15 protein-coding genes are annotated in these 19,284 nt (G+C 70.7%); 14 read left to right on the top strand and 1 reads right to left on the bottom strand.

Annotated features, from left to right (window positions below; translation table 11 throughout):
* Positions 1-18 precede the first annotated feature (18 nt).
* The 13 genes from ABZ851_RS20615 (at position 19) to ABZ851_RS20555 (ending at position 14,461) form a co-directional block, all read left to right on the top strand.
* On the top strand, positions 19-1,782 hold the full coding sequence (locus ABZ851_RS20615; RefSeq protein ID WP_361129576.1) for a UDP-N-acetylmuramoyl-L-alanyl-D-glutamate--2,6-diaminopimelate ligase: 1,764 nt from the start codon (positions 19-21) through the stop codon (positions 1,780-1,782).
* A 62-nt stretch (positions 1,783-1,844) separates the two neighbouring features.
* Positions 1,845-3,305: a UDP-N-acetylmuramoyl-tripeptide--D-alanyl-D-alanine ligase gene (gene murF / locus ABZ851_RS20610; RefSeq protein ID WP_361129420.1), complete on the top strand. Its 1,461-nt coding sequence runs from the start codon at positions 1,845-1,847 to the stop codon at positions 3,303-3,305.
* A 5-nt stretch (positions 3,306-3,310) separates the two neighbouring features.
* Positions 3,311-4,375 (top strand): phospho-N-acetylmuramoyl-pentapeptide-transferase, encoded by a 1,065-nt coding sequence (gene mraY, locus ABZ851_RS20605; RefSeq protein ID WP_088801983.1) that lies wholly within the window; start codon positions 3,311-3,313, stop codon positions 4,373-4,375.
* 2 nt (positions 4,376-4,377) lie between these two features.
* Positions 4,378-5,826: a UDP-N-acetylmuramoyl-L-alanine--D-glutamate ligase gene (gene murD / locus ABZ851_RS20600; RefSeq protein ID WP_361129572.1), complete on the top strand. Its 1,449-nt coding sequence runs from the start codon at positions 4,378-4,380 to the stop codon at positions 5,824-5,826.
* 59 nt (positions 5,827-5,885) lie between these two features.
* Positions 5,886-7,232 (top strand): putative lipid II flippase FtsW, encoded by a 1,347-nt coding sequence (ftsW, locus tag ABZ851_RS20595; protein WP_088797241.1) that lies wholly within the window; start codon positions 5,886-5,888, stop codon positions 7,230-7,232.
* Between the two features lie 6 nt (positions 7,233-7,238).
* Positions 7,239-8,330 (top strand): undecaprenyldiphospho-muramoylpentapeptide beta-N-acetylglucosaminyltransferase, encoded by a 1,092-nt coding sequence (gene murG / locus ABZ851_RS20590; protein ID WP_088797240.1) that lies wholly within the window; start codon positions 7,239-7,241, stop codon positions 8,328-8,330.
* 22 nt (positions 8,331-8,352) lie between these two features.
* Complete coding sequence (locus ABZ851_RS20585) at positions 8,353-9,168, top strand: FtsQ-type POTRA domain-containing protein (RefSeq protein WP_361129416.1); 816 nt, start codon at positions 8,353-8,355, stop codon at positions 9,166-9,168.
* A 281-nt stretch (positions 9,169-9,449) separates the two neighbouring features.
* Positions 9,450-10,685, top strand: a complete 1,236-nt coding sequence (ftsZ, locus tag ABZ851_RS20580; protein ID WP_088797238.1) for a cell division protein FtsZ — start codon at positions 9,450-9,452, stop codon at positions 10,683-10,685.
* A gap of 14 nt (positions 10,686-10,699) precedes the next feature.
* Positions 10,700-11,464 (top strand): peptidoglycan editing factor PgeF, encoded by a 765-nt coding sequence (pgeF, locus tag ABZ851_RS20575; protein WP_361129413.1) that lies wholly within the window; start codon positions 10,700-10,702, stop codon positions 11,462-11,464.
* A complete protein-coding gene (locus ABZ851_RS20570) occupies positions 11,461-12,183 on the top strand; it encodes a YggS family pyridoxal phosphate-dependent enzyme (RefSeq protein ID WP_361129410.1) in 723 nt (240 codons plus the stop codon). The genes pgeF and ABZ851_RS20570 overlap by 4 nt, the downstream gene beginning before the upstream one ends.
* A gap of 123 nt (positions 12,184-12,306) precedes the next feature.
* Entirely contained in the window at positions 12,307-12,927 is a 621-nt protein-coding gene (gene sepF / locus ABZ851_RS20565; protein WP_086719191.1) for a cell division protein SepF, read from the top strand.
* A gap of 72 nt (positions 12,928-12,999) precedes the next feature.
* Positions 13,000-13,293, top strand: a complete 294-nt coding sequence (locus tag ABZ851_RS20560; RefSeq protein ID WP_042162056.1) for a YggT family protein — start codon at positions 13,000-13,002, stop codon at positions 13,291-13,293.
* Positions 13,294-13,342: 49 nt separating this feature from the next.
* On the top strand, positions 13,343-14,461 hold the full coding sequence (locus ABZ851_RS20555; protein WP_129296869.1) for a DivIVA domain-containing protein: 1,119 nt from the start codon (positions 13,343-13,345) through the stop codon (positions 14,459-14,461).
* A 206-nt stretch (positions 14,462-14,667) separates the two neighbouring features.
* On the opposite strand, the gene ileS is transcribed toward ABZ851_RS20555, so the two are convergent.
* Positions 14,668-17,805 carry an isoleucine--tRNA ligase gene (gene ileS / locus ABZ851_RS20550; RefSeq protein WP_361129405.1) on the bottom strand — a complete coding sequence of 1,046 codons (3,138 nt, stop codon included), beginning with the start codon at positions 17,803-17,805 and terminating at the stop codon, positions 14,668-14,670.
* Positions 17,806-18,455: 650 nt separating this feature from the next.
* On the opposite strand from ileS, the gene ABZ851_RS20545 reads away from it, so the two are divergent.
* Entirely contained in the window at positions 18,456-19,229 is a 774-nt protein-coding gene (locus ABZ851_RS20545) for a TraR/DksA C4-type zinc finger protein (protein ID WP_361129402.1), read from the top strand.
* Positions 19,230-19,284 lie beyond the last annotated feature (55 nt).

Below are 19,284 nucleotides of genomic sequence, written 5' to 3'. Positions count from 1 at the left end.
ACCCCCGACGGCACCCCCATCGCGGGAAACTGCTCCTCCCCACGGCCCTCACTTCGCCCCGGGCCGGTGGTGCCCGGTACGCTCACCGCCGTGTCACACGCTGATCAGTCCCCGAAAGCCCAGCACGCCGAGAAGGGCGGGCCCGGCACCTACCCGGGAGCCCCGCGCCCTGAAACGGTCCGCCCCACCCCTCTGGCGGACCTCGCCGAGCAGCTGGGATGCCCCGCCCCGGAACCCGGCCGGCCCGGTGCAGGCACCGGCTCCACCGGAGCGGCTGCCGCCGCGCAGCCAGTGATGGTCACCGGCATCACCCATGACTCCCGTGCGGTCCGCCCCGGCGACGTCTATGCCGCGCTGCCCGGCGCCCGTCTGCACGGCGCCGACTTCGTCGCCCAGGCCGCCGACCTCGGCGCCGCGGCGATCCTGACCGACCCGTCGGGCGCCGAGCGCGCCGCGGCGACCGGCCTGCCGGCCCTCGTCGTCGAGAACCCGCGCGCCCGGATGGGCTCCCTGGCCGTCTCGATCTACGGCGCGCCGGGCGAGGACCTGCTCCAGATCGGCATCACCGGCACCTCCGGCAAGACCACCACCGCCTACCTCATCGAGGGCGGGCTGCGGGCGGCCGCCGCGAAGCGCGCCGACGGGGGACTGACCGGTCTGATCGGCACCGTCGAGACCCGTATCGGCGACGAGCGGATCAAGTCCGAGCGCACCACCCCCGAGGCCACCGACCTGCAGGCGCTGTTCGCCGTGATGCGCGAGCGCGGCGTCCGCGCCGTGGCCATGGAGGTCTCCAGTCACGCCCTGGTCCTCGGCCGGGTCGACGGCTGCGTCTTCGACGTCGCGATCTTCAACAACCTCAGCCCGGAGCACATGGAGTTCCACTCCGGGATGGAGGACTACTTCCAGGCCAAGGCCCAGCTGTTCACCAAGGCCCGCAGCCGGGCCGGCGTCGTCAACCTCGACGACGACTACGGCAAGCGGCTGGCCGAGGGCGAGTCCGAGGTCCCGGTCACCACCTTCTCCGCCGAGGGCCACCCGGACGCCGACTGGCGGGCCTCGGACGTCGAGGTCGGCGCGCTCGGCTCGACCTTCACCGTGCACGGCCCGGACGGCCGGACCCTGCGCGCCGCCTCACCGATCGCCGGCCCGTTCAACGTCGCCAACGCGCTCGCCGCGATCGTCTCGCTGGTCGTCGCCGGCATCGACCCGCAGACCGCGGCCGACGGCGTCGCCGCGGTGCCCGGCGTCCCCGGCCGCCTGGAGCGCATCGACGCAGGCCAGCCGTACCTGGCGGTCGTCGACTACGCCCACAAGACCGACGCCGTCGAATCGGTTCTGCGCGCGCTGCGCAAGGTCACCGACGGCAAGCTGCACGCCGTCCTCGGCTGCGGCGGCGACCGCGACCCGCACAAGCGCGGCCCGATGGGCGCCGCGGTGGCCCGGCTCGCCGACACGGCCATCCTGACCTCCGACAACCCGCGTGGCGAGGACCCGCTCTCGATCCTCGCCACCATGCTCGCGGGCGCCGCGGAGGTCCCCATCCACGAACGCGGCACGGTGCTGGTCGAGGAAGAGCGGGCCACCGCCATCGCCGCCGCCGTCGCCCGCGCCGAGCCCGGCGACACCGTGATCGTCGCGGGCAAGGGCCACGAGCAGGGCCAGGACATCGCCGGAGTGGTACGCCCCTTCGACGACCGCCAGGTGCTGCGCGATGCCATCGAGGGCTCGCTGAAGTCACAGCAGTCGCAGCCGTCACCGCAGCCGAACCACCAGGGATGACACACCGCCATGCGCGCACAACCCCTTTACCGTCACCGCCCGCCCCTCGCCGGGGGTGACCTGTGATCTCCCTGTCGCTCGCCGAGATCGCGAGCATCGTCGGCGGCCGGCAGCACGACATACCGGACGACGGCCGCCGGGTGACCGGACCGGTCGTGGCGGACTCCCGCGCGGTGTGCCCCGGCGCGCTCTTCGTGGCCTTCGCCGGTGACCGTGCCGACGGCCACGACTTCGCGGCGGGTGCCGTCGAGGCGGGCGCGGTGGCCGTCCTGGCCGCCCGCCCCGTCGGTGTCCCCGCGATCGTCGTCGACGACGTGGTCGCCGCCCTCGGCGCGCTCGCCCGCGCCGTCGTCGAGCGGCTGGGCACCACCGTCGTCGGCCTCACCGGCTCGGCCGGCAAGACCAGCACCAAGGACCTGATCGCCCAGCTGCTGCAGCGCACCGGCCCGACGGTCTGGCCGGAGGGCAACCTCAACAACGAGATCGGGCTGCCGCTGACCGCGCTGCGCGCCGATGAGACCACCCGTCACCTCGTCCTGGAGATGGGTGCCCGCGGCGTCGGCCACATCCGCTACCTCGCCGGGCTGACCCCGCCGAGGATCGGTGTGGTGCTCAACGTCGGCAGCGCGCACATCGGCGAGTTCGGCGGCCGGGAGCAGATCGCCCTGGCGAAGGGCGAACTCGTCGAGGAGCTGCCCGCGGCCGAGGACGGCGGGGTCGCGGTGCTCAACGCCGACGACCCGTATGTGCGTGCCATGGTCCCCCGGACGAAGGCCCGCACGATCTTGTTCGGTGAGGCCGCGGACGCCGCCGTACGTGCCGAGAATGTCCGGATCACGGAGTCCGGACAGCCCTCCTTCACGCTTCACACACCCTCCGGGTGCAGTGATGTGACCATGCGGCTGTACGGTGAGCACCACGTGTCGAACGCGCTCGCCGCGGCCGCCGTCGCCCATGAGTTGGGCATGTCCGTGGACGAGATCGCCACCGCGCTCTCCGAAGCCGGCACGCTCTCCCGCTGGCGTATGGAGGTCACCGAGCGCGCGGACGGCGTGACGGTCGTCAACGACGCCTACAACGCGAACCCCGAGTCCATGCGAGCGGCGCTGCGAGCGCTGGTCGCCATGGGCGCAGCCGCCAAGGCGAAGGGCGGTCGCACGTGGGCGGTGCTCGGTGAGATGGCCGAGCTCGGCGGGGAGTCGCTCGCCGAACACGACGCGGTCGGGCGGCTGGTCGTCCGGCTCAACGTCAGCAAGCTCGTGGCAGTCGGCGGCAGGGAAGCGGCCTGGCTCGACATGGGCGCCAAGAACGAGGGTTCGTGGGGTGAGGAGTCGGTGCACGTGTCCGACGCGCGGGCGGCGGTCGACCTGTTGCGCAGCGAGCTGCGACCGGGAGACGTCGTGCTGGTGAAGGCGTCCAGGTCGGTGGGGCTGGAGCGGGTGGCCGCAGCATTGCTGGACGACGGGGGCATTGCGGGCGCTGAGGGCGCCGCCGGCGCCGAGGGTGGAGCCGCGTCCCGATGAACTCGATGAAGCAGATCCTCTTCTCCGGAATGATCGGGCTCTTCCTGACCCTGATCGGCACCCCGCTGCTGATCAAGCTGCTGGCCAAAAAGGGATACGGGCAGTTCATCCGCGATGACGGCCCGCGCGATCACCACAGCAAACGCGGTACGCCCACCATGGGTGGTATCGCCTTCATCCTGGCCACGATCATCGCCTACGTGCTGACCAAGGTCATCACGAGCAGTGACCCCACCTTCTCCGGTGTGCTGGTGCTGTTCCTGATGGCGGGCATGGGCCTGGTCGGCTTCCTCGACGACTACATCAAGATCGTCAAGCAGCGTTCGCTGGGCCTGCGTGCCAAGGCCAAGATGGCCGGCCAGCTGATCGTCGGCATCGCCTTCGCCGTGCTCTCCCTGCAGTTCGCCGATCTGCGCGGGCAGACCCCGGCGTCCGACCGGCTCTCCTTCACCCAGGACTTCGGCTGGCAGATCGGCCCGGTGATCTTCGTGATCTGGGCCCTGTTCATGATCCTGGCGATGTCCAACGGCGTGAACCTCACCGACGGCCTCGACGGCCTCGCCACCGGCGCCTCGGTGATGGTCTTCGGCGCGTACACGTTCATCGGCATCTGGCAGCACCAGGAGTCGTGCGCCAACCAGATCACCGCGGGACCGGGCTGTTACGAGGTCCGCGACCCACTCGACCTCGCGGTCGTCGCCTCGGCCCTGATGGGTGCCTGCTTCGGCTTCCTGTGGTGGAACACCTCGCCGGCCAAGATCTTCATGGGGGACACCGGTTCGCTGGCCCTGGGCGGCGCACTGGCCGGTCTGGCCATCTGCTCCCGTACGGAGCTGCTGCTGGCCATCCTCGGCGGTCTCTTCGTCCTGATCACGATGTCCGTGGTCATCCAGGTCGGCTCGTTCCGGCTCACCGGTAAGCGGGTCTTCCGGATGGCGCCACTCCAGCACCACTTCGAACTCAAGGGGTGGTCCGAAGTCCTTGTGGTGGTCCGGTTCTGGATCATCCAGGGCATGTGCGTCATCGTGGGACTCGGCATCTTCTACGGCGGCTGGCAGGCGGCAAAGTGACCATGCAGAGCCCGGCCCCATTTCCCGCGGGGTTCGCGGGCCGGCGCATCACCGTCGCCGGCCTGGGCGTGAGCGGCGTTCCCGCCGCCCGCGCCCTGGCCGGCCTCGGCGCCCGCGTCACCGTCGTCAACAGCAGCGACGGTGAGCGCGAGCGTGCGCAGGCCGCCGAGCTGGAGAAGCTGGGAGTCACCGTCCGCCTGGGCGACGGCGACACCCTCCCCGAGGGCACCGAACTGGTCGTCACCACCCCGGGCTGGAAGCCGGCCAGCCCGCTCTTCGCCGCGGCCGAAAAGGCGGGCGTCGAGGTGTGGGGCGATGTCGAACTGGCCTGGCGGCTGCGCGGCCCGGATGCCGCCGACTGGCTGGCGGTCACCGGCACCAACGGCAAGACCACCACCGTCCGGATGCTGGCCTCGATCCTGCAGGCGGCGGGGCTGCGGACCGCCGCCGTCGGCAACATCGGCGTCCCGCTCGTCGATGTGGTGCTCGGCGAGGGGCAGCCGGACGGCGCGTCGTACGACGTCCTCGCCGTCGAGCTCTCCAGCTACCAGCTGCACTGGGCGCCCTCGGTACGGGCGCACTCCGCGGCCGTCCTCAACCTCGCCCCCGACCACCTGGACTGGCACGGTTCCATGGCGGCCTACGCCGCCGACAAGGGCCGCATCTACGAGGGCAACACCGTCGCCTGCGTCTACAACGCCGCAGACCCGGCGACCGAGGAGCTGGTCCGGGCGGCCGACGTCGAGGAAGGCTGCCGCGCCATCGGCTTCACCCTCGGCACCCCCGGGCCCTCCCAGGTGGGCGTCGTCGAGGGCATCCTCGTCGACCGCGCCTTCGTGGAGAACCGGCAGCAGCAGGCCCAGGAGCTCGCCGAGGTCTCGGACGTCACGCCCGCGGCCCCGCACAACATCGCCAACGCCCTCGCGGCCGCGGCGCTGGCCCGTGCCTTCGGGGTGGCCCCCGCCGCCGTACGCGACGGGCTGCGCGCCTTCCACCCGGACGCCCACCGCATCCAGCACGTAGCGGACCTCGGCAACGTCCGCTACGTCGACGACTCCAAGGCCACCAACACCCACGCCGCCGAGGCGTCGTTGGCGGCGTACGAGCACATCGTGTGGATCGCCGGCGGCCTCGCCAAGGGCGCGACCTTCGACGAGCTGGTGCAGAAGTCGGCGGCCCGGCTGCGCGGTGTGGTGCTGATCGGTGCCGACCGGGCGCTGATTCGCGAAGCCCTGGCGCGACACGCCCCCGATGTCCCGGTGGTCGACCTCGACCGGACCGACACTGGGGCGATGTCCGAGGCGGTCCGGGAAGCGAGCCGCCTGGCCGAGCCCGGCGACACCGTCCTGCTGGCTCCGGCCTGTGCCTCGATGGACATGTTCGTCAATTACAACGAGCGGGGCGAGGCCTTCGCCGACGCGGTCGGCGAGCTGACCGCACGGGATCACTAGACGTTTCTCCCCGTCGTCGTCGTCAGCCGGCGGCGAGCGCACCTGTGGAGGGGACGAGGATGACGGCCCGATCGGCGAAGCCGGCCCCGTCGCGTCCGCGCCGGCCCTCCGCGGTGCGCACGCCGCGCGCCGGCCGCACACCGGGCGGCCCCCGGGGGCTCCACACCCGCCTCAAACGGGCCTGGGACCGCCCGCTGACCGCCTACTACCTGATCCTCGGCGGCAGCCTGCTGATCACCGTCCTGGGGCTGGTGATGGTCTACTCGGCGTCCCAGATCAAGGCGCTGCAGTCCGGCCTCGCCCCGACGTACTTCTTCCGCAAGCAGCTGCTCGCCGCCGTCCTGGGCGGCGGGCTGCTGCTGGCCGCTTCCCGGATGACCGTACGGCTGCACCGCACGCTGGCCTATCCGCTGCTCGCCGTCTCCGTGTTCCTGATGTGCCTGGTGCAGATTCCGGGCATAGGGGTCGCGGTCAACGGCAACCAGAACTGGATCAACCTCGGCGGCCCTTTCCAGATGCAACCGAGCGAGTTCGGCAAGCTCGCGCTGGTGCTGTGGGGCGCCGATCTGCTGGCCCGCAAACAGGACAAGCGGCTGCTGGTGCAGTGGAAGCATCTGCTGGTGCCGCTGATCCCGGTGGCGTTCCTCCTGCTCGGGCTGATCATGCTCGGCGGCGACATGGGCACCGCGATCATTCTCACGGCGATCCTCTTCGGGCTGCTGTGGCTGGCCGGTGCGCCGACCCGGCTGTTCGTGGGGGTACTGGGCAGCGCCGCGCTGATCGGGGCGCTGCTGATCAAGACCAGCGCCAACCGGATGTCCCGGCTGGCCTGCATCGGCGCGACCGATCCGGGCCCCGGCGACCAGTGCTGGCAGGCCGTGCACGGCATCTACGCACTGGCCTCCGGCGGATTCTTCGGTTCGGGTCTCGGCGCCAGTATGGAAAAATGGGGAGAACTCCCCGAACCGCACACCGACTTCATCTTCGCCATCACCGGGGAGGAACTGGGTCTGGCGGGGACGCTGTCGGTGCTCGCCCTCTTCGCGGCTCTAGGCTATGCGGGTATCCGCGTGGCCGGACGCACGGAGGACCCCTTCGTACGGTACGCCGCGGGAGGCGTGACCACCTGGATCACGGCTCAGGCCGTGATCAACATCGGTGCGGTGCTCGGCCTGTTGCCGATCGCCGGTGTCCCGCTCCCGCTGTTCTCCTACGGAGGTTCGGCCCTGCTGCCGACGATGTTCGCCATCGGGCTGCTGATCGCCTTCGCGCGTGACGAGCCCGCTGCGCGGGCGGCGTTGTCGGCCCGGTCGGCGCGGAAGCCGGTCTTCGGCAGAAGGCAGGCTGGGGTGAGATGGAAGACGATGAGACGGCGCGTCAAGAAGCGGCCGTCCGGAGAGCGGTGAATTTCGGTGCATGTCGTACTCGCCGGTGGGGGGACCGCCGGCCACATCGAGCCCGCGCTCGCCCTCGCGGACGCACTGCGGAGGCAGGACCCCACCGTGGGGATCACGGCACTCGGTACGGAGAAGGGCCTGGAGACCCGCCTCGTCCCGGAGCGCGGCTATGAGCTGGGTCTGATCCCGGCCGTCCCGCTGCCGCGCAAGCCCACCCCCGAGCTGATCACCGTCCCCGGGCGGCTGCGCGGCACGATCAAGGCCGCCGAGCAGATCCTGGAGCGCACCAAGGCCGACTGCGTCGTCGGCTTCGGCGGCTATGTGGCGCTGCCCGGCTACCTCGCCGCCAAGCGCCTCGGGGTGCCGATCATCGTCCACGAGGCCAACGCCCGCCCCGGCCTGGCCAACAAGATCGGCTCGCGGTACGCCAAGTTCGTCGCCGTCAGCACCCCTGACAGCAAGCTGCGGGGCGCCCGCTACGTCGGCATCCCGCTGCGCCGCACCATCGCCACCCTGGACCGGGCCGCGGTCCGCCCCGAGGCGCGGGCCGCCTTCGGGCTCGACCCCAACCTCCCGACTCTGCTGGTGTCCGGTGGTTCGCAGGGTGCCCGCCGGCTGAACGAGGTCACCCAGGCCGCCGTCCCGGCCCTCCAGCGCGCCGGGATCCAGGTGCTGCACGCGGTCGGTCCGAAGAACGAACTGCCGCACGCGGACAACATGCCCGGGATGCCCCCCTATGTCCCGGTACCGTACGTGGACCGGATGGATCTCGCGTACGCCGCGGCCGACATGATGCTCTGCCGCGCGGGCGCGATGACCGTCGCCGAGTTGTCCGCCGTCGGGCTGCCGGCCGCGTTCGTCCCGCTGCCCATCGGCAACGGCGAGCAGCGGCTCAACGCCCAGCCGCTGGTCAACGCCGGCGGGGGCCTGCTGGTCGATGACGCCCAGTTGACGCCGGAGTGGGTGCAAAGCAGCGTGCTCCCGGTCCTGGCCGATCCGCACCGGCTGTACGAGATGTCCCGCGCGGCCTCCGAGTTCGGCCGCCGCGACGCCGATGAGCTGCTGGTCGGCATGGTGTACGAGGCGATCGCGCAGCACAACAAGTAGCGCACGAGAGAAGGCAGGGAGCGTGGCCGGACCGGCAACCGCCCGACGCGGCGAGAAGAAGTCACCGTCCGGCCCGCCCTCCGCCGCGCCACCCCGCGCGACGGGATGGAGACGGGCGCGCATTCCCCTTCGCGCGCCGGGCCGCCGCAGTCTGATCATCATCTCGGTCGTCGCGGTGCTGCTCGGCGCGTTCGTCGTCTGGGCGCTCTACGCCTCGAACTGGCTCCGGGTGACCCGCGTCGAGGCCACCGGCACCCGCGTACTGACGTCGCACGAGGTCATCGCCGCGGCGCGCGCCCCGATGAACGAGCCGCTGGTCTCCGTGGACACGGACGCGCTCGCCCGGCGGCTGCGCGCGCGGCTGCCGCGCATCAAGACCGTGGACGTCGAGCGGTCCTGGCCGCACACAATCGGTCTGAAGGTGACCGAAAGGATGCCGGAACTGCTGATGCGAAGGGGCGGAAAGTTTGTCGAAGTGGACGCCGAGGGCGTCCGGTTCGCCACCGTCCGCACCGCCCCCCGGGGCGTTCCGCTTCTGGAAATGACCGTTTCCGACTCTTCGAGTCTGCACCGGTTCGGAGCCGACCGGTTGCGGCGGGCCGCGGTCGAGGTCACCCGGGATCTGCCCACGGCCGTGCGCAAGGACGTGCGCAAGGTCCGTGTACGGTCCTACGACGCCGTCACCCTCGAACTGACCGGCGGCCGCACGGTCGCGTGGGGCAGCCGCGAAGAGGGCGCCGAAAAGGCAAAGGTGCTGACCGCGCTGCTGAAAGCGGCACACGGCGGGCGCCACTTCGATGTCTCGGTCCCCAGTGCCCCTGCGGTATCCGGGAGTTGACGTGTGCAGCCGCAGGCCAGCACCCTGGATGGCTACGACTATGGGTGATCACATAGGGTGAAAAGAAAAACGGGAGGTTCGGCGTGTTCGTTGAACGCGCGCGCCTTGTCGACTTAGTGTCTCGTTCCAAAGGGACTATGGAACCAAGGAACACAGGCACAGGTAACCCTAAACTTCAACGTTAGGGTTCGGGTCGGCGATACGAACCGTCCCATCGGCATCAGTCGGCGTCCACACGCAGTGCGGCGACGACACGTAACTCGAGGCGAGAGGCCTTCGACGTGGCAGCACCGCAGAACTACCTCGCAGTCATCAAGGTCGTCGGCATCGGCGGCGGTGGCGTGAACGCCATCAACCGGATGATCGAGGTCGGGCTCAAGGGCGTCGAGTTCATCGCGATCAACACCGATGCGCAGGCGCTGCTGATGAGCGACGCCGACGTCAAGCTCGACGTCGGCCGCGAAATGACGCGCGGACTCGGCGCCGGCGCCAACCCGGATGTGGGTCGCAAGGCGGCCGAGGACCACCGCGAGGAGATCGAGGAGGTCCTCAAGGGGGCCGACATGGTCTTCGTGACCGCGGGTGAGGGCGGCGGCACCGGCACCGGCGGCGCACCCGTCGTCGCCAACATCGCCCGCTCGCTGGGCGCCCTGACGATCGGTGTGGTCACCCGCCCGTTCACCTTCGAGGGCCGCCGGCGCGCCAACCAGGCCGAGGACGGCATCGCGCAGCTGCGCGAAGAGGTCGACACCCTCATCGTGATCCCCAACGACCGGCTGCTGTCCATCTCGGACCGTCAGGTGAGCGTGCTCGACGCGTTCAAGTCCGCGGACCAGGTGCTGCTGTCGGGTGTCCAGGGCATCACCGACCTGATCACCACACCGGGTCTGATCAACCTCGACTTCGCCGACGTCAAGTCCGTGATGTCGGAAGCCGGTTCCGCGCTCATGGGCATCGGCTCGGCCCGGGGTGACGACCGTGCGGTGGCCGCCGCGGAGATGGCGATCTCCTCGCCGCTCCTGGAGGCCTCCATCGACGGCGCCCGCGGGGTGCTGCTCTCCATCTCCGGCGGTTCCGACCTCGGTCTCTTCGAGATCAACGAGGCCGCACAGCTGGTCAGCGAGGCCGCCCACCCGGAAGCCAACATCATCTTCGGTGCGGTCATCGACGATGCGCTGGGCGACGAGGTCCGGGTGACGGTGATCGCCGCGGGCTTCGACGGCGGCCAGCCGCCGGCCCGCCGCGACGCCCAGTCGGCGCTGTCGTCCCCGAAGCGCGAAGAGCCCGCCCCGGCCCCGAGCCGTCCGGCCACCCCGCCGGAGCCCCGTTCGTCGTCCTTCGGCGGACTGGGTTCGGTTCCGGTACGCGACGAGGAGCCGGCTCCGGCCGAGTCCTCCTCTTCCTCCTCGCTGGGAGAGGTCCCGTCGCCTCCGGCGAGCGCTCCGCAGGTTCCCCCGGCCCGTCCGTACTCGGACTCCGCGGCCGAGGAACTGGACGTTCCCGATTTCCTGAAGTGACGTAAAGCACCGAAGTGATAGGGCAACAGCACCACGAGAGCGGCGCGCACTTCGCCTTCACCGACAGGTGGGGCGGGGTGAGCGCCGCTCCGTACGATCAGCTCAACCTGGGCGGCGCGGTCGGCGACGACCGGCAGGCCGTCTACGCCAACCGCGCGCGGGCCGCCGCGGAACTCGGCCTCGACCCGGCCGCCGTGGTCTGGATGCACCAGGTACACGGCCGCGAAGTCGCGGTGGTCGACGGGCCGTGGCGCGGCGACGACATTCCCGGTGTCGACGCGGTGGTGACCGGCCGCCGGGGCCTCGCGCTCGCCGTGCTGACCGCCGACTGCACTCCGGTCCTGCTGGCCGATCCGGTCGCCGGGATCGCGGGGGCCGCGCATGCCGGACGGCCCGGTCTGGTCGCCGGGGTGGTCCCGGCGGTCGTCGAGGCCATGGTGCAGCAGGGGGCGGTGCCGGCGCGGACCGTCGCGTACACCGGACCGGCGATCTGCGGACGGTGTTACGAGGTGCCCGAGGCGATGCGCTCCGATGTCGCCGCGGTGGTGCCCGAGGCCCGTGCGGTGACCGGCTGGGGCACTCCCGCGGTGGACGTCACCGCAGGGGTACGGGCCCAACTCGCCGCGGCGGGCGTACAGGTGCGTGAGGATTCCCACATCTGCACCCGCGAATCCGCCGACCACTTCTCTTACCGGCGCGACCGTACGACCGGACGGCTCGCGAGCTATGTATGGCTGGGGGACACCCCCGGCCCGCGGCTGGGGGAGGCCGAGCTGTGACCAACGACCGCAAGACGCAACTGGCCGAGAACCTGGCCCGGGTGGAGGAACGTATCTCCGCCGCATGTGCCAGGGCCGGCCGGCCGCGTGACGAGGTGACCCTGATCGTGGTCACCAAGACCTACCCCGCGAGCGATGTCCGGTTGCTCGCGGAGCTGGGGGTGCGCCAGGTCGCGGAGAACCGCGACCAGGAAGCCGCGCCCAAGGCCGCTGAATGCGCTGATTTGCCCCTTACTTGGCACTTTGTTGGGCAGCTCCAGACCAACAAGGTGCGCTCCGTGGCTGGTTATGCCGGAATTGTGCAATCGGTCGACCGGGCCCGGCTCGTGACCGCCCTCTCCAAAGAGGCGGTGCGTGCCGGCCGTGAACTGGGCTGTCTGATCCAGGTGGCGCTCGATGCGGAGGCGGGGGAGCGCGGTGCGCGCGGCGGGGTGGCGCCCGACGGGGTCGGGGCGCTGGCCGGGGCGGTCGCCGGTGCCGAGGGCCTGCGGCTGGACGGGGTGATGACCGTCGCCCCGCTGGCCGGGCCGTACGCCGGACGTGAACTCGCCGCATTCGAGCGGCTCATGGAAATCTCATCCGACCTGCGCGCGGTTCATCCTGCTGCCACCATGGTGTCCGCAGGCATGAGCGCGGACCTCGAAGAGGCCGTGGCGGCCGGGGCGACACATGTGCGCGTCGGCACTGCGGTACTCGGAGTCCGACCACGGCTCCGGTAACGTCGCCAAGCAAGTCGGACCACAGCACAAAATATGGTCATTCCCGCAAAAAGCGGGCAGGCCGCGTGGATCCAAGGCCCCTGGTGACGGAGCCGATCCACCACAGAGCGGAGGACGCAGAGAATGGCCGGCGCGATGCGCAAGATGGCGGTCTACCTCGGCCTCGTGGAGGACGATGGGTACGACGGCCGGGGGTTCGACCCCGATGACGAGTTCGAGCCCGAGCTTGACCCGGAGCCCGACCGGGGGCGGCGTCAACAGCACCCAGTGCAGGCCGAAATTCCCCCCGAAAGGGAGGAACCCGTCCGTGCCGTGACACCTCCGGCGCAACGTGAACCAGCCCCGCTCACCGCGGAAAACGGGCGACCCGCGCGAATCGCCCCCGTGGCATCCATCACACCCGAACGTCCGAATCTGGAGAAGAACGCACCGGTGATCATGCCCAAGGTTGTGTCCGAGCGGGAGCCCTACCGCATCACCACGCTCCACCCCCGGACCTACAACGAAGCCCGTACCATCGGGGAACACTTCCGTGAGGGCACTCCGGTGATCATGAATCTCACGGAGATGGACGATACTGATGCGAAGCGACTTGTCGACTTTGCGGCCGGTTTGGTGTTTGGTCTTCACGGCAGCATCGAGCGGGTGACGCAGAAGGTGTTCCTGTTGTCGCCTGCTAACGTCGATGTCACGGCGGAGGACAAGGCCCGTATCGCAGAGGGCGGGTTCTTCAACCAGAGCTGAGACGCAACACCGGGCACACCGTGGCCGTGAGGCCAACACACGAGCAAGGCAAGGGGAGAGGGACTGCGCGAGATGAGTGTCTTTGGTCAGGTGATCTACATCGCGCTGTACTGCTTCCTGATCGTGTTGATCTTCCGGCTGGTGATGGACTATGTCTTCCAGTTCGCCCGTTCATGGCAACCCGGCAAGGCGATGGTGGTCATTCTTGAGGCCGCCTACACTGTCACTGATCCGCCACTCAAGCTTCTGCGGCGGGTAATCCCGCCGCTGCGTCTCGGGGGCGTGGCGCTCGATCTGTCCTTCTTCGTATTGATGATCATCGTGTACATCCTGATCACCGTCGTGAGGTCGGTGTTGTTGGTGTGAACGATACGGTCTTGCCGATTGCCGACGACTACGTTGAGGTGAAGTAGAGATGCCGTTGACCCCCGAGGACGTGCGGAACAAGCAGTTCACGACCGTCCGCCTCCGAGAAGGCTATGACGAGGACGAGGTCGATGCCTTCCTCGATGAGGTCGAAGCCGAACTGACCCGGCTCCTGCGGGAGAACGAGGACCTTCGCGCCAAGCTGGCCGCTGCCACCCGCGCCGCCGCGCAGAACCAGCAGCAGCAGGGGCTGCGCAAGGGACCGGACCAGCAGCAGGAGCAGCAGCAGCGACCCGGGTCTCCGGTGCCCGCTGCCATATCCGGTCCGCAGCCGGTCCCGCCGCAGCAGCAGCAGGGGATGGGTGGCCCTCCCCAACTGCCTGGTGGTGCACCGCAGCTGCCTCCTGGTCCCGGTGGCCACGGCCCCGGCCCGCAGGGCCCGCACGGCCCCGGTCCGATGGGTCCCGGCGGTCCCATGGGCGGCCCGATGGGCGGCCCCGGCGGACCGCAGCTGCCCGGCCCCGGTGGCCAGCAGGGCGGCCCGGGCGGTGACAGCGCGGCGCGCGTGCTGTCGCTGGCACAGCAGACCGCCGACCAGGCGATCGCGGAGGCCCGTTCCGAGGCCAACAAGATCGTCGGCGAGGCGCGCAGCCGTGCCGAGGGCCTGGAGCGGGACGCCCGCGCCAAGGCCGACGCGCTGGAGCGGGACGCGCAGGAGAAGCACCGCGTGGCGATGGGCTCGCTGGAGTCGGCCCGCGCGACGCTGGAGCGCAAGGTCGAGGACCTGCGCGGCTTCGAGCGCGAGTACCGCACGCGGCTGAAGTCCTACCTGGAGAGCCAGCTGCGTCAGCTGGAGAACCAGGCGGACGACTCGCTGGCCCCGCCGCGGACCCCGGCTGCCGCTTCGCTGCCGCCGTCGCCGTCGATGGCGTCGGCCGGTGCCGGCAGCATGGGCGGCGGCAACCACACCATGGGTGGCGGCCAGCAGATGGGCGGCAACCACTCCATGGCCGGCCAGTCCAACGGTGGTCCGTCCTACGGCGGTCAGCAGCAGATGTCGCCGGCGATGACCCAGCCGATGGCTCCGGTGCGGCCGCAGAGCCCGCAGCCGATGCAGCAGACGCCGTCGCCGATGCGCGGCTTCCTCATCGACGAGGACGACAACTGACGTCCGCGTAGCGCGCAGAGTCGGCAATCAGGGCCGGGCCCCGAGGGAACACTCCTTCGGGGCCCGGCCCTTTTGTGTGTACTTGCGCGCGGGGGCCGGGCGTCCACACCGGGGTGTCCTCGCCGGGGTGTCCTCCGGGAACGGCGAAGCCCCCCGGTGCGGGTGGCACCGGGGGGCTTCGGCAGGCCGTGTGACCGCGGGTGCGGTTACGCCTTGCGCAGCTGGAACGTGAGGGCCAGGCTCTCGTCGGTGAACGCGGGGCCGTAGGAAACGTCCGCCTCGCCGGGGGTGAAGTCGTCGGCGAGCACTTCGTCGGAGATCAGGCCGGCGTGGTCGGTCAGCGCCGTGCGCACCTCCTCGTCGGTGGACCGCCAGCGCAGGGCGATCCGGTCGGCGACGTCCAGGCCGCTGTTCTTACGGGCCTCCTGGATCAGCCGGATCGCATCGCGGGCCAGGCCCGCCCGGCGCAGCTCCGCGGTGATCTCCAGGTCGAGGGCGACCGTGGCACCCGCGTCGGACGCCACCGACCAGCCCTCGCGCGGGGTCTCGGTGATGATGACCTCGTCGGGGGCGAGGGAGACGGTCTCCCCGTCGACCTCGACGCTCGCCGTGCCGTCGCGCAGGGCGAGCGAGAGGGCGGCGGCGTCCGCCGCGGCGACGGCCTTGGCGACCGCCTGGACGCCCTTGCCGAACCGCTTGCCCAGGGCACGGAAGTTCGCCTTGGCGGTGGTGTCGACCAGGGAGCCGCCCACCTCCGACAGGGCCGCCAGCGAACTGACGTTCAGCTCCTCGGTGATCTGTGCCCGCAGGTCCTCGGGCAGGCCCGCGAAGCCGTGGGCCGCCACCAGCGCACGGGACAGCGGCTGGCGGGTCTTCACGCCCGACTCGGCGCGGGTCGCCCGGCCCAGCTCGACCAGCCGGCGCACCAGCTGCATCTGGCCGGACAGCGCCGGGTCGATGAGCGAACGGTCGGCGACCGGCCAGCCGGCGAGGTGGACGGAGTCCGGTGCCTCGGGGGTGACCGGGACGACCAGGTCCTGCCAGACCCGCTCGGTGATGAACGGGGTGAGCGGGGCCATCAGCCGGGTGACCGTCTCGATGACCTCGTGCAGGGTGCGCAGCGCGGCCGCGTCGCCCTGCCAGAAGCGGCGGCGCGAGCGGCGGACGTACCAGTTGGAGAGGTCGTCGACGAAGGCGGAGAGGAGCTTGCCGGCGCGCTGGGTGTCGAAGCCTTCCAGGGACTCGGTGACCTGCTCGACCAGCGTGTTCAGCTCGCCGAGCAGCCAGCGGTCCAGCAGCGGCCGGGCGGCCGGGGCCGGGTCCGCGGCGGAGGGCGCCCAGTTCGACGTACGGGCGTACAGCGCCTGGAAGGCGACGGTGTTCCAGTACGTCAGCAGGGTCTTGCGGACGACTTCCTGGATGGTGCCGTGGCCCACCCGGCGGGCGGCCCAGGGGGAGCCGCCGGCCGCCATGAACCAGCGGACCGCGTCGGCGCCGTGCTGGTCCATGAGCGGGATCGGCTGGAGGATGTTGCCGAGGTGCTTGGACATCTTCCGGCCGTCCTCGGCGAGGATGTGACCGAGGCAGACCACGTTTTCGTACGAGGACTTGTCGAAGACGAGCGTGCCGACGGCCATCAGGGTGTAGAACCAGCCGCGGGTCTGGTCGATGGCCTCCGAGATGAACTGCGCCGGGTAGCGCTTCTCGAACAGCTCCTTGTTGCGGTACGGGTAGCCCCACTGCGCGAACGGCATCGAGCCCGAGTCGTACCAGGCGTCGATGACCTCGGGGACGCGGGTCGCGGTGCCCTGGCAGGTCGGGCAGGCGAAGGTGACCGCGTCGATGTACGGGCGGTGCGGGTCCAGGTCCGACTGGTCGGTGCCGGTCAGCTCGGTCAGCTCGGTGAGCGAGCCGACGCAGGTGAGGTGGTTCTCCTCGCAGCGCCAGATGGGCAGCGGGGTGCCCCAGTAGCGGTTGCGGGACAGCGCCCAGTCGATGTTGTTGTTCAGCCAGTCGCCGAAGCGGCCGTGCTTGACCGACTCGGGGAACCAGTTGGTGTTCTCGTTCTCCCGCAGCAGGGCGTCCTTGACCGCGGTGGTGCGGATGTACCACGACGGCTGGGCGTAGTAGAGCAGCGCGGTGTGGCAGCGCCAGCAGTGCGGGTAGCTGTGCTCGTAGGCGACGTGCCGGAAGAGCAGGCCGCGCGCGTCGAGGTCGGCGACCAGCGCCTCGTCGGCCTTCTTGAAGAACTGGCCGCCGACCAGGCGCAGTTCCTCCTCGAAGGTGCCGTCCGGGCGCACCGGGTTGATCACCGGCAGGTCGTACGCCTTGCAGGTCTTGAGGTCGTCCTCACCGAAGGCCGGGGCCTGGTGGACGAGGCCGGTGCCGTCATCGGTGGTGACGTACTCGGCGTTGACGACGATATTGGCGCCCGCCAGCTCGACGAGGCCGAAGGGGCGCTCATAGGCCCAGCGCTCCATCTCGCGTCCGGTGAACGACTCGCCGGTGGCGGTCCAGCCCTCACCGAGGGCCTTCTCCAGCAGCGGCTCGGCGACGACCAGCTGCTCGTTGCCGTCGGTGGCGACGACATAGGTGACGTCGGGGTGCGCGGCGACCGCGGTGTTGGAGACCAGGGTCCAGGGGGTGGTCGTCCAGATCAGCAGCGCGGCGCGGCCGGCCAGCGGGCCGGACGTCAGCGGCAGGCGGACGAAGACCGAGGGGTCGACGACGTTCTCGTAGCCCTGGGCCAGCTCGTGGTCCGACAGGCCGGTGCCGCAGCGCGGGCACCACGGGGCGACGCGGTGGTCCTGGACCAGCAGACCCTTGGTGAAGATCTCCTTCAGCGACCACCACACCGACTCGATGTAGTCGGGGTCCATCGTGCGGTACGGGGCGTCCAGATCGGTCCAGTAGCCCATACGGGTCGTGAGCTCGGCGAAGGCGTCGGTGTGGCGGGTCACCGACTCGCGGCACTTGGCGTTGAACTCGGCGATGCCGTACGCCTCGATGTCCTTCTTGCCGTTGAAGCCCAGCTCCTTCTCCACGGCCAGCTCGACCGGGAGGCCGTGGCAGTCCCAGCCGGCCTTGCGGTCGACGTGGTAGCCCTGCATCGTGCGGAACCGGGGGAAGACGTCCTTGAAGACGCGCGCCTCGATGTGGTGCGCGCCGGGCATGCCGTTGGCGGTCGGGGGGCCCTCGTAGAAGACCCACTCGGGCCGCCCCTCGGACTGCTGGAGGGTACGGGCGAAGATCTTCTGTTCCTGCCAGAACTCGAGCACGGCGTGCTCGAGGGCGGGGAGGTCTACCTGGGCGGGTACCTGGCGGTACTGGGGCTGCGGACTCATCGGGGGCTTCCTCCGGCGGACACCTGCTGCGTTCTCCGTCCGGAGGGACGAGAGCCTGCGCTCCCGCGGTACCACCCTCCTTGGCGGTGCCACTGCACCGCCCCCTCATTGGGGTCGCGCTGCCGGTTCTACTCGCCTCGCGGGTGCTGTGCGGGCTTTCTTCCGGCGGCTCCGGGGTGATCTTCACATCGTGCACGCCCCCGGGCTTCCACCGTCCCCGGGTCGCTGCTGGCTGCGTACGGCGCTACTCGTCCCGTCAATGCCTCTCGCTCGGCCCAGTGTACGGGGCCGCACCGACAGTGGCCGACCGGATATACGGCAGCCGGGGGAGGCGGCCGGCGCCGGCTCCGTACGGGAGGGCGCCGGGCCGTGCGGGACGGGTCCGGGCCGCCCGGCGCGAGGCCGGTGCCGGGGCCGTTCGCCGCGACGGGCGCCGGGCGCACGCCGTGACCCGAATGGCGAGCGGGAGGGCGCCGCACCGGTGGGCGGATTACCGGCCGGACAGCGGGGCACAAACGAGGCAGACCGGACGTCCGGGCCGGGTGGCAGGTCCCGAAGGGCGGTGCGTCCCGTTGCCGCGTGGCGTGCAGCGATTTATCGTTCCCGTCACGATTCGCGAACAAAGTCACATATGTGAAGGGGTCGCGGCCATGGTGGCGAAAAAGACCGCCGCGGAGAAGAGCACGACGCCTGCCGACGAGGTCGTCGCGAAGCAGCCTGCGGCGAAGAAGACGGCCCCGAAGAAGGCAGCTCCGAAGAAGGCCGCGGCCAGGAAGACGGCGGCCGGTACGACCACGCCCGGGAAGACCACGGACGGACGGGCGGCGCCGAAGAAGGCGGCCGCGAAGAAGCCGGCGGCCAGGAAGACCGCGGCGAAGAAGACCGCGAAGAAGGCTCCGGCCAAGACGGCCGCGGTGCCCGCTAAGAAGACGGGAGCCAAGACGGTGGTGGCGAAGAAGACTGCGGCCGCAACGGCCAAGGCCCACGGCAACGACTCCGCGGTGCCCATGGCCCGGGTGGCCGCGGCGCCGGGGGAGCTCGCCGTACGGCCCGGCGAGGACCCCTGGACGCCCGAAGAGGTCACCGAGGCACGGACCGGACTGATGGAAGAGACGGCGCGGCTGCGGCTGGAGATCGTCTCGGCCGAGGACGCCATCGCCGGGCTGATGCGCGACTCCGGGGACGGAGCGGGCGACGACGAGGCCGACACCGGCACCAAGAACATCACCCGCGAACACGAGCTGGCGCTCGCCTCCAACGCCCGCGAGATGCTCCACCAGACCGAGCGCGCCCTGGGCCGGCTGGACGCGGGCACCTACGGCCTCTGCGAGAACTGCGGCAACCCCATCGGCAAGGCGCGGATGCAGGCCTTCCCCCGGGCGACGCTGTGCGTGGAGTGCAAGCAGAAGCAGGAACGCCGTTGAGCCGGCCGGCAGGCGTCGCCGACGGCACCCGGTCCGCCCGCGCCCGTACGTGTGT

It is taken from the genome of Streptomyces sp. NPDC047049 (assembly GCF_040643995.1).
Classification (GTDB): Bacteria; Actinomycetota; Actinomycetes; order Streptomycetales; family Streptomycetaceae; genus Streptomyces; species Streptomyces mooreae.
Note: the sequence above shows the minus strand (reverse complement) of the source record. Positions and strands in the feature narration are given on the sequence as shown.

Bases quoted from the DNA above. Each gene is read 5' to 3' on its own strand.
- mraY (WP_088801983.1), top strand. From the start codon at position 3,311: ATGAAGCAGATCCTCTTCTCCGGAATGATCGGGCTCTTCCTGACCCTG.
- murD (WP_361129572.1), top strand. From the start codon at position 4,378: ATGCAGAGCCCGGCCCCATTTCCCGCGGGGTTCGCGGGCCGGCGCATC.
- ftsW (WP_088797241.1), top strand. From the start codon at position 5,886: ATGACGGCCCGATCGGCGAAGCCGGCCCCGTCGCGTCCGCGCCGGCCC.
- sepF (WP_086719191.1), top strand. From the start codon at position 12,307: ATGGCCGGCGCGATGCGCAAGATGGCGGTCTACCTCGGCCTCGTGGAG.
- ABZ851_RS20560 (WP_042162056.1), top strand. From the start codon at position 13,000: ATGAGTGTCTTTGGTCAGGTGATCTACATCGCGCTGTACTGCTTCCTG.
- ABZ851_RS20555 (WP_129296869.1), top strand. From the start codon at position 13,343: ATGCCGTTGACCCCCGAGGACGTGCGGAACAAGCAGTTCACGACCGTC.
- ileS (WP_361129405.1), bottom strand. From the start codon at position 17,805: ATGAGTCCGCAGCCCCAGTACCGCCAGGTACCCGCCCAGGTAGACCTC.
- ABZ851_RS20545 (WP_361129402.1), top strand. From the start codon at position 18,456: ATGGTGGCGAAAAAGACCGCCGCGGAGAAGAGCACGACGCCTGCCGAC.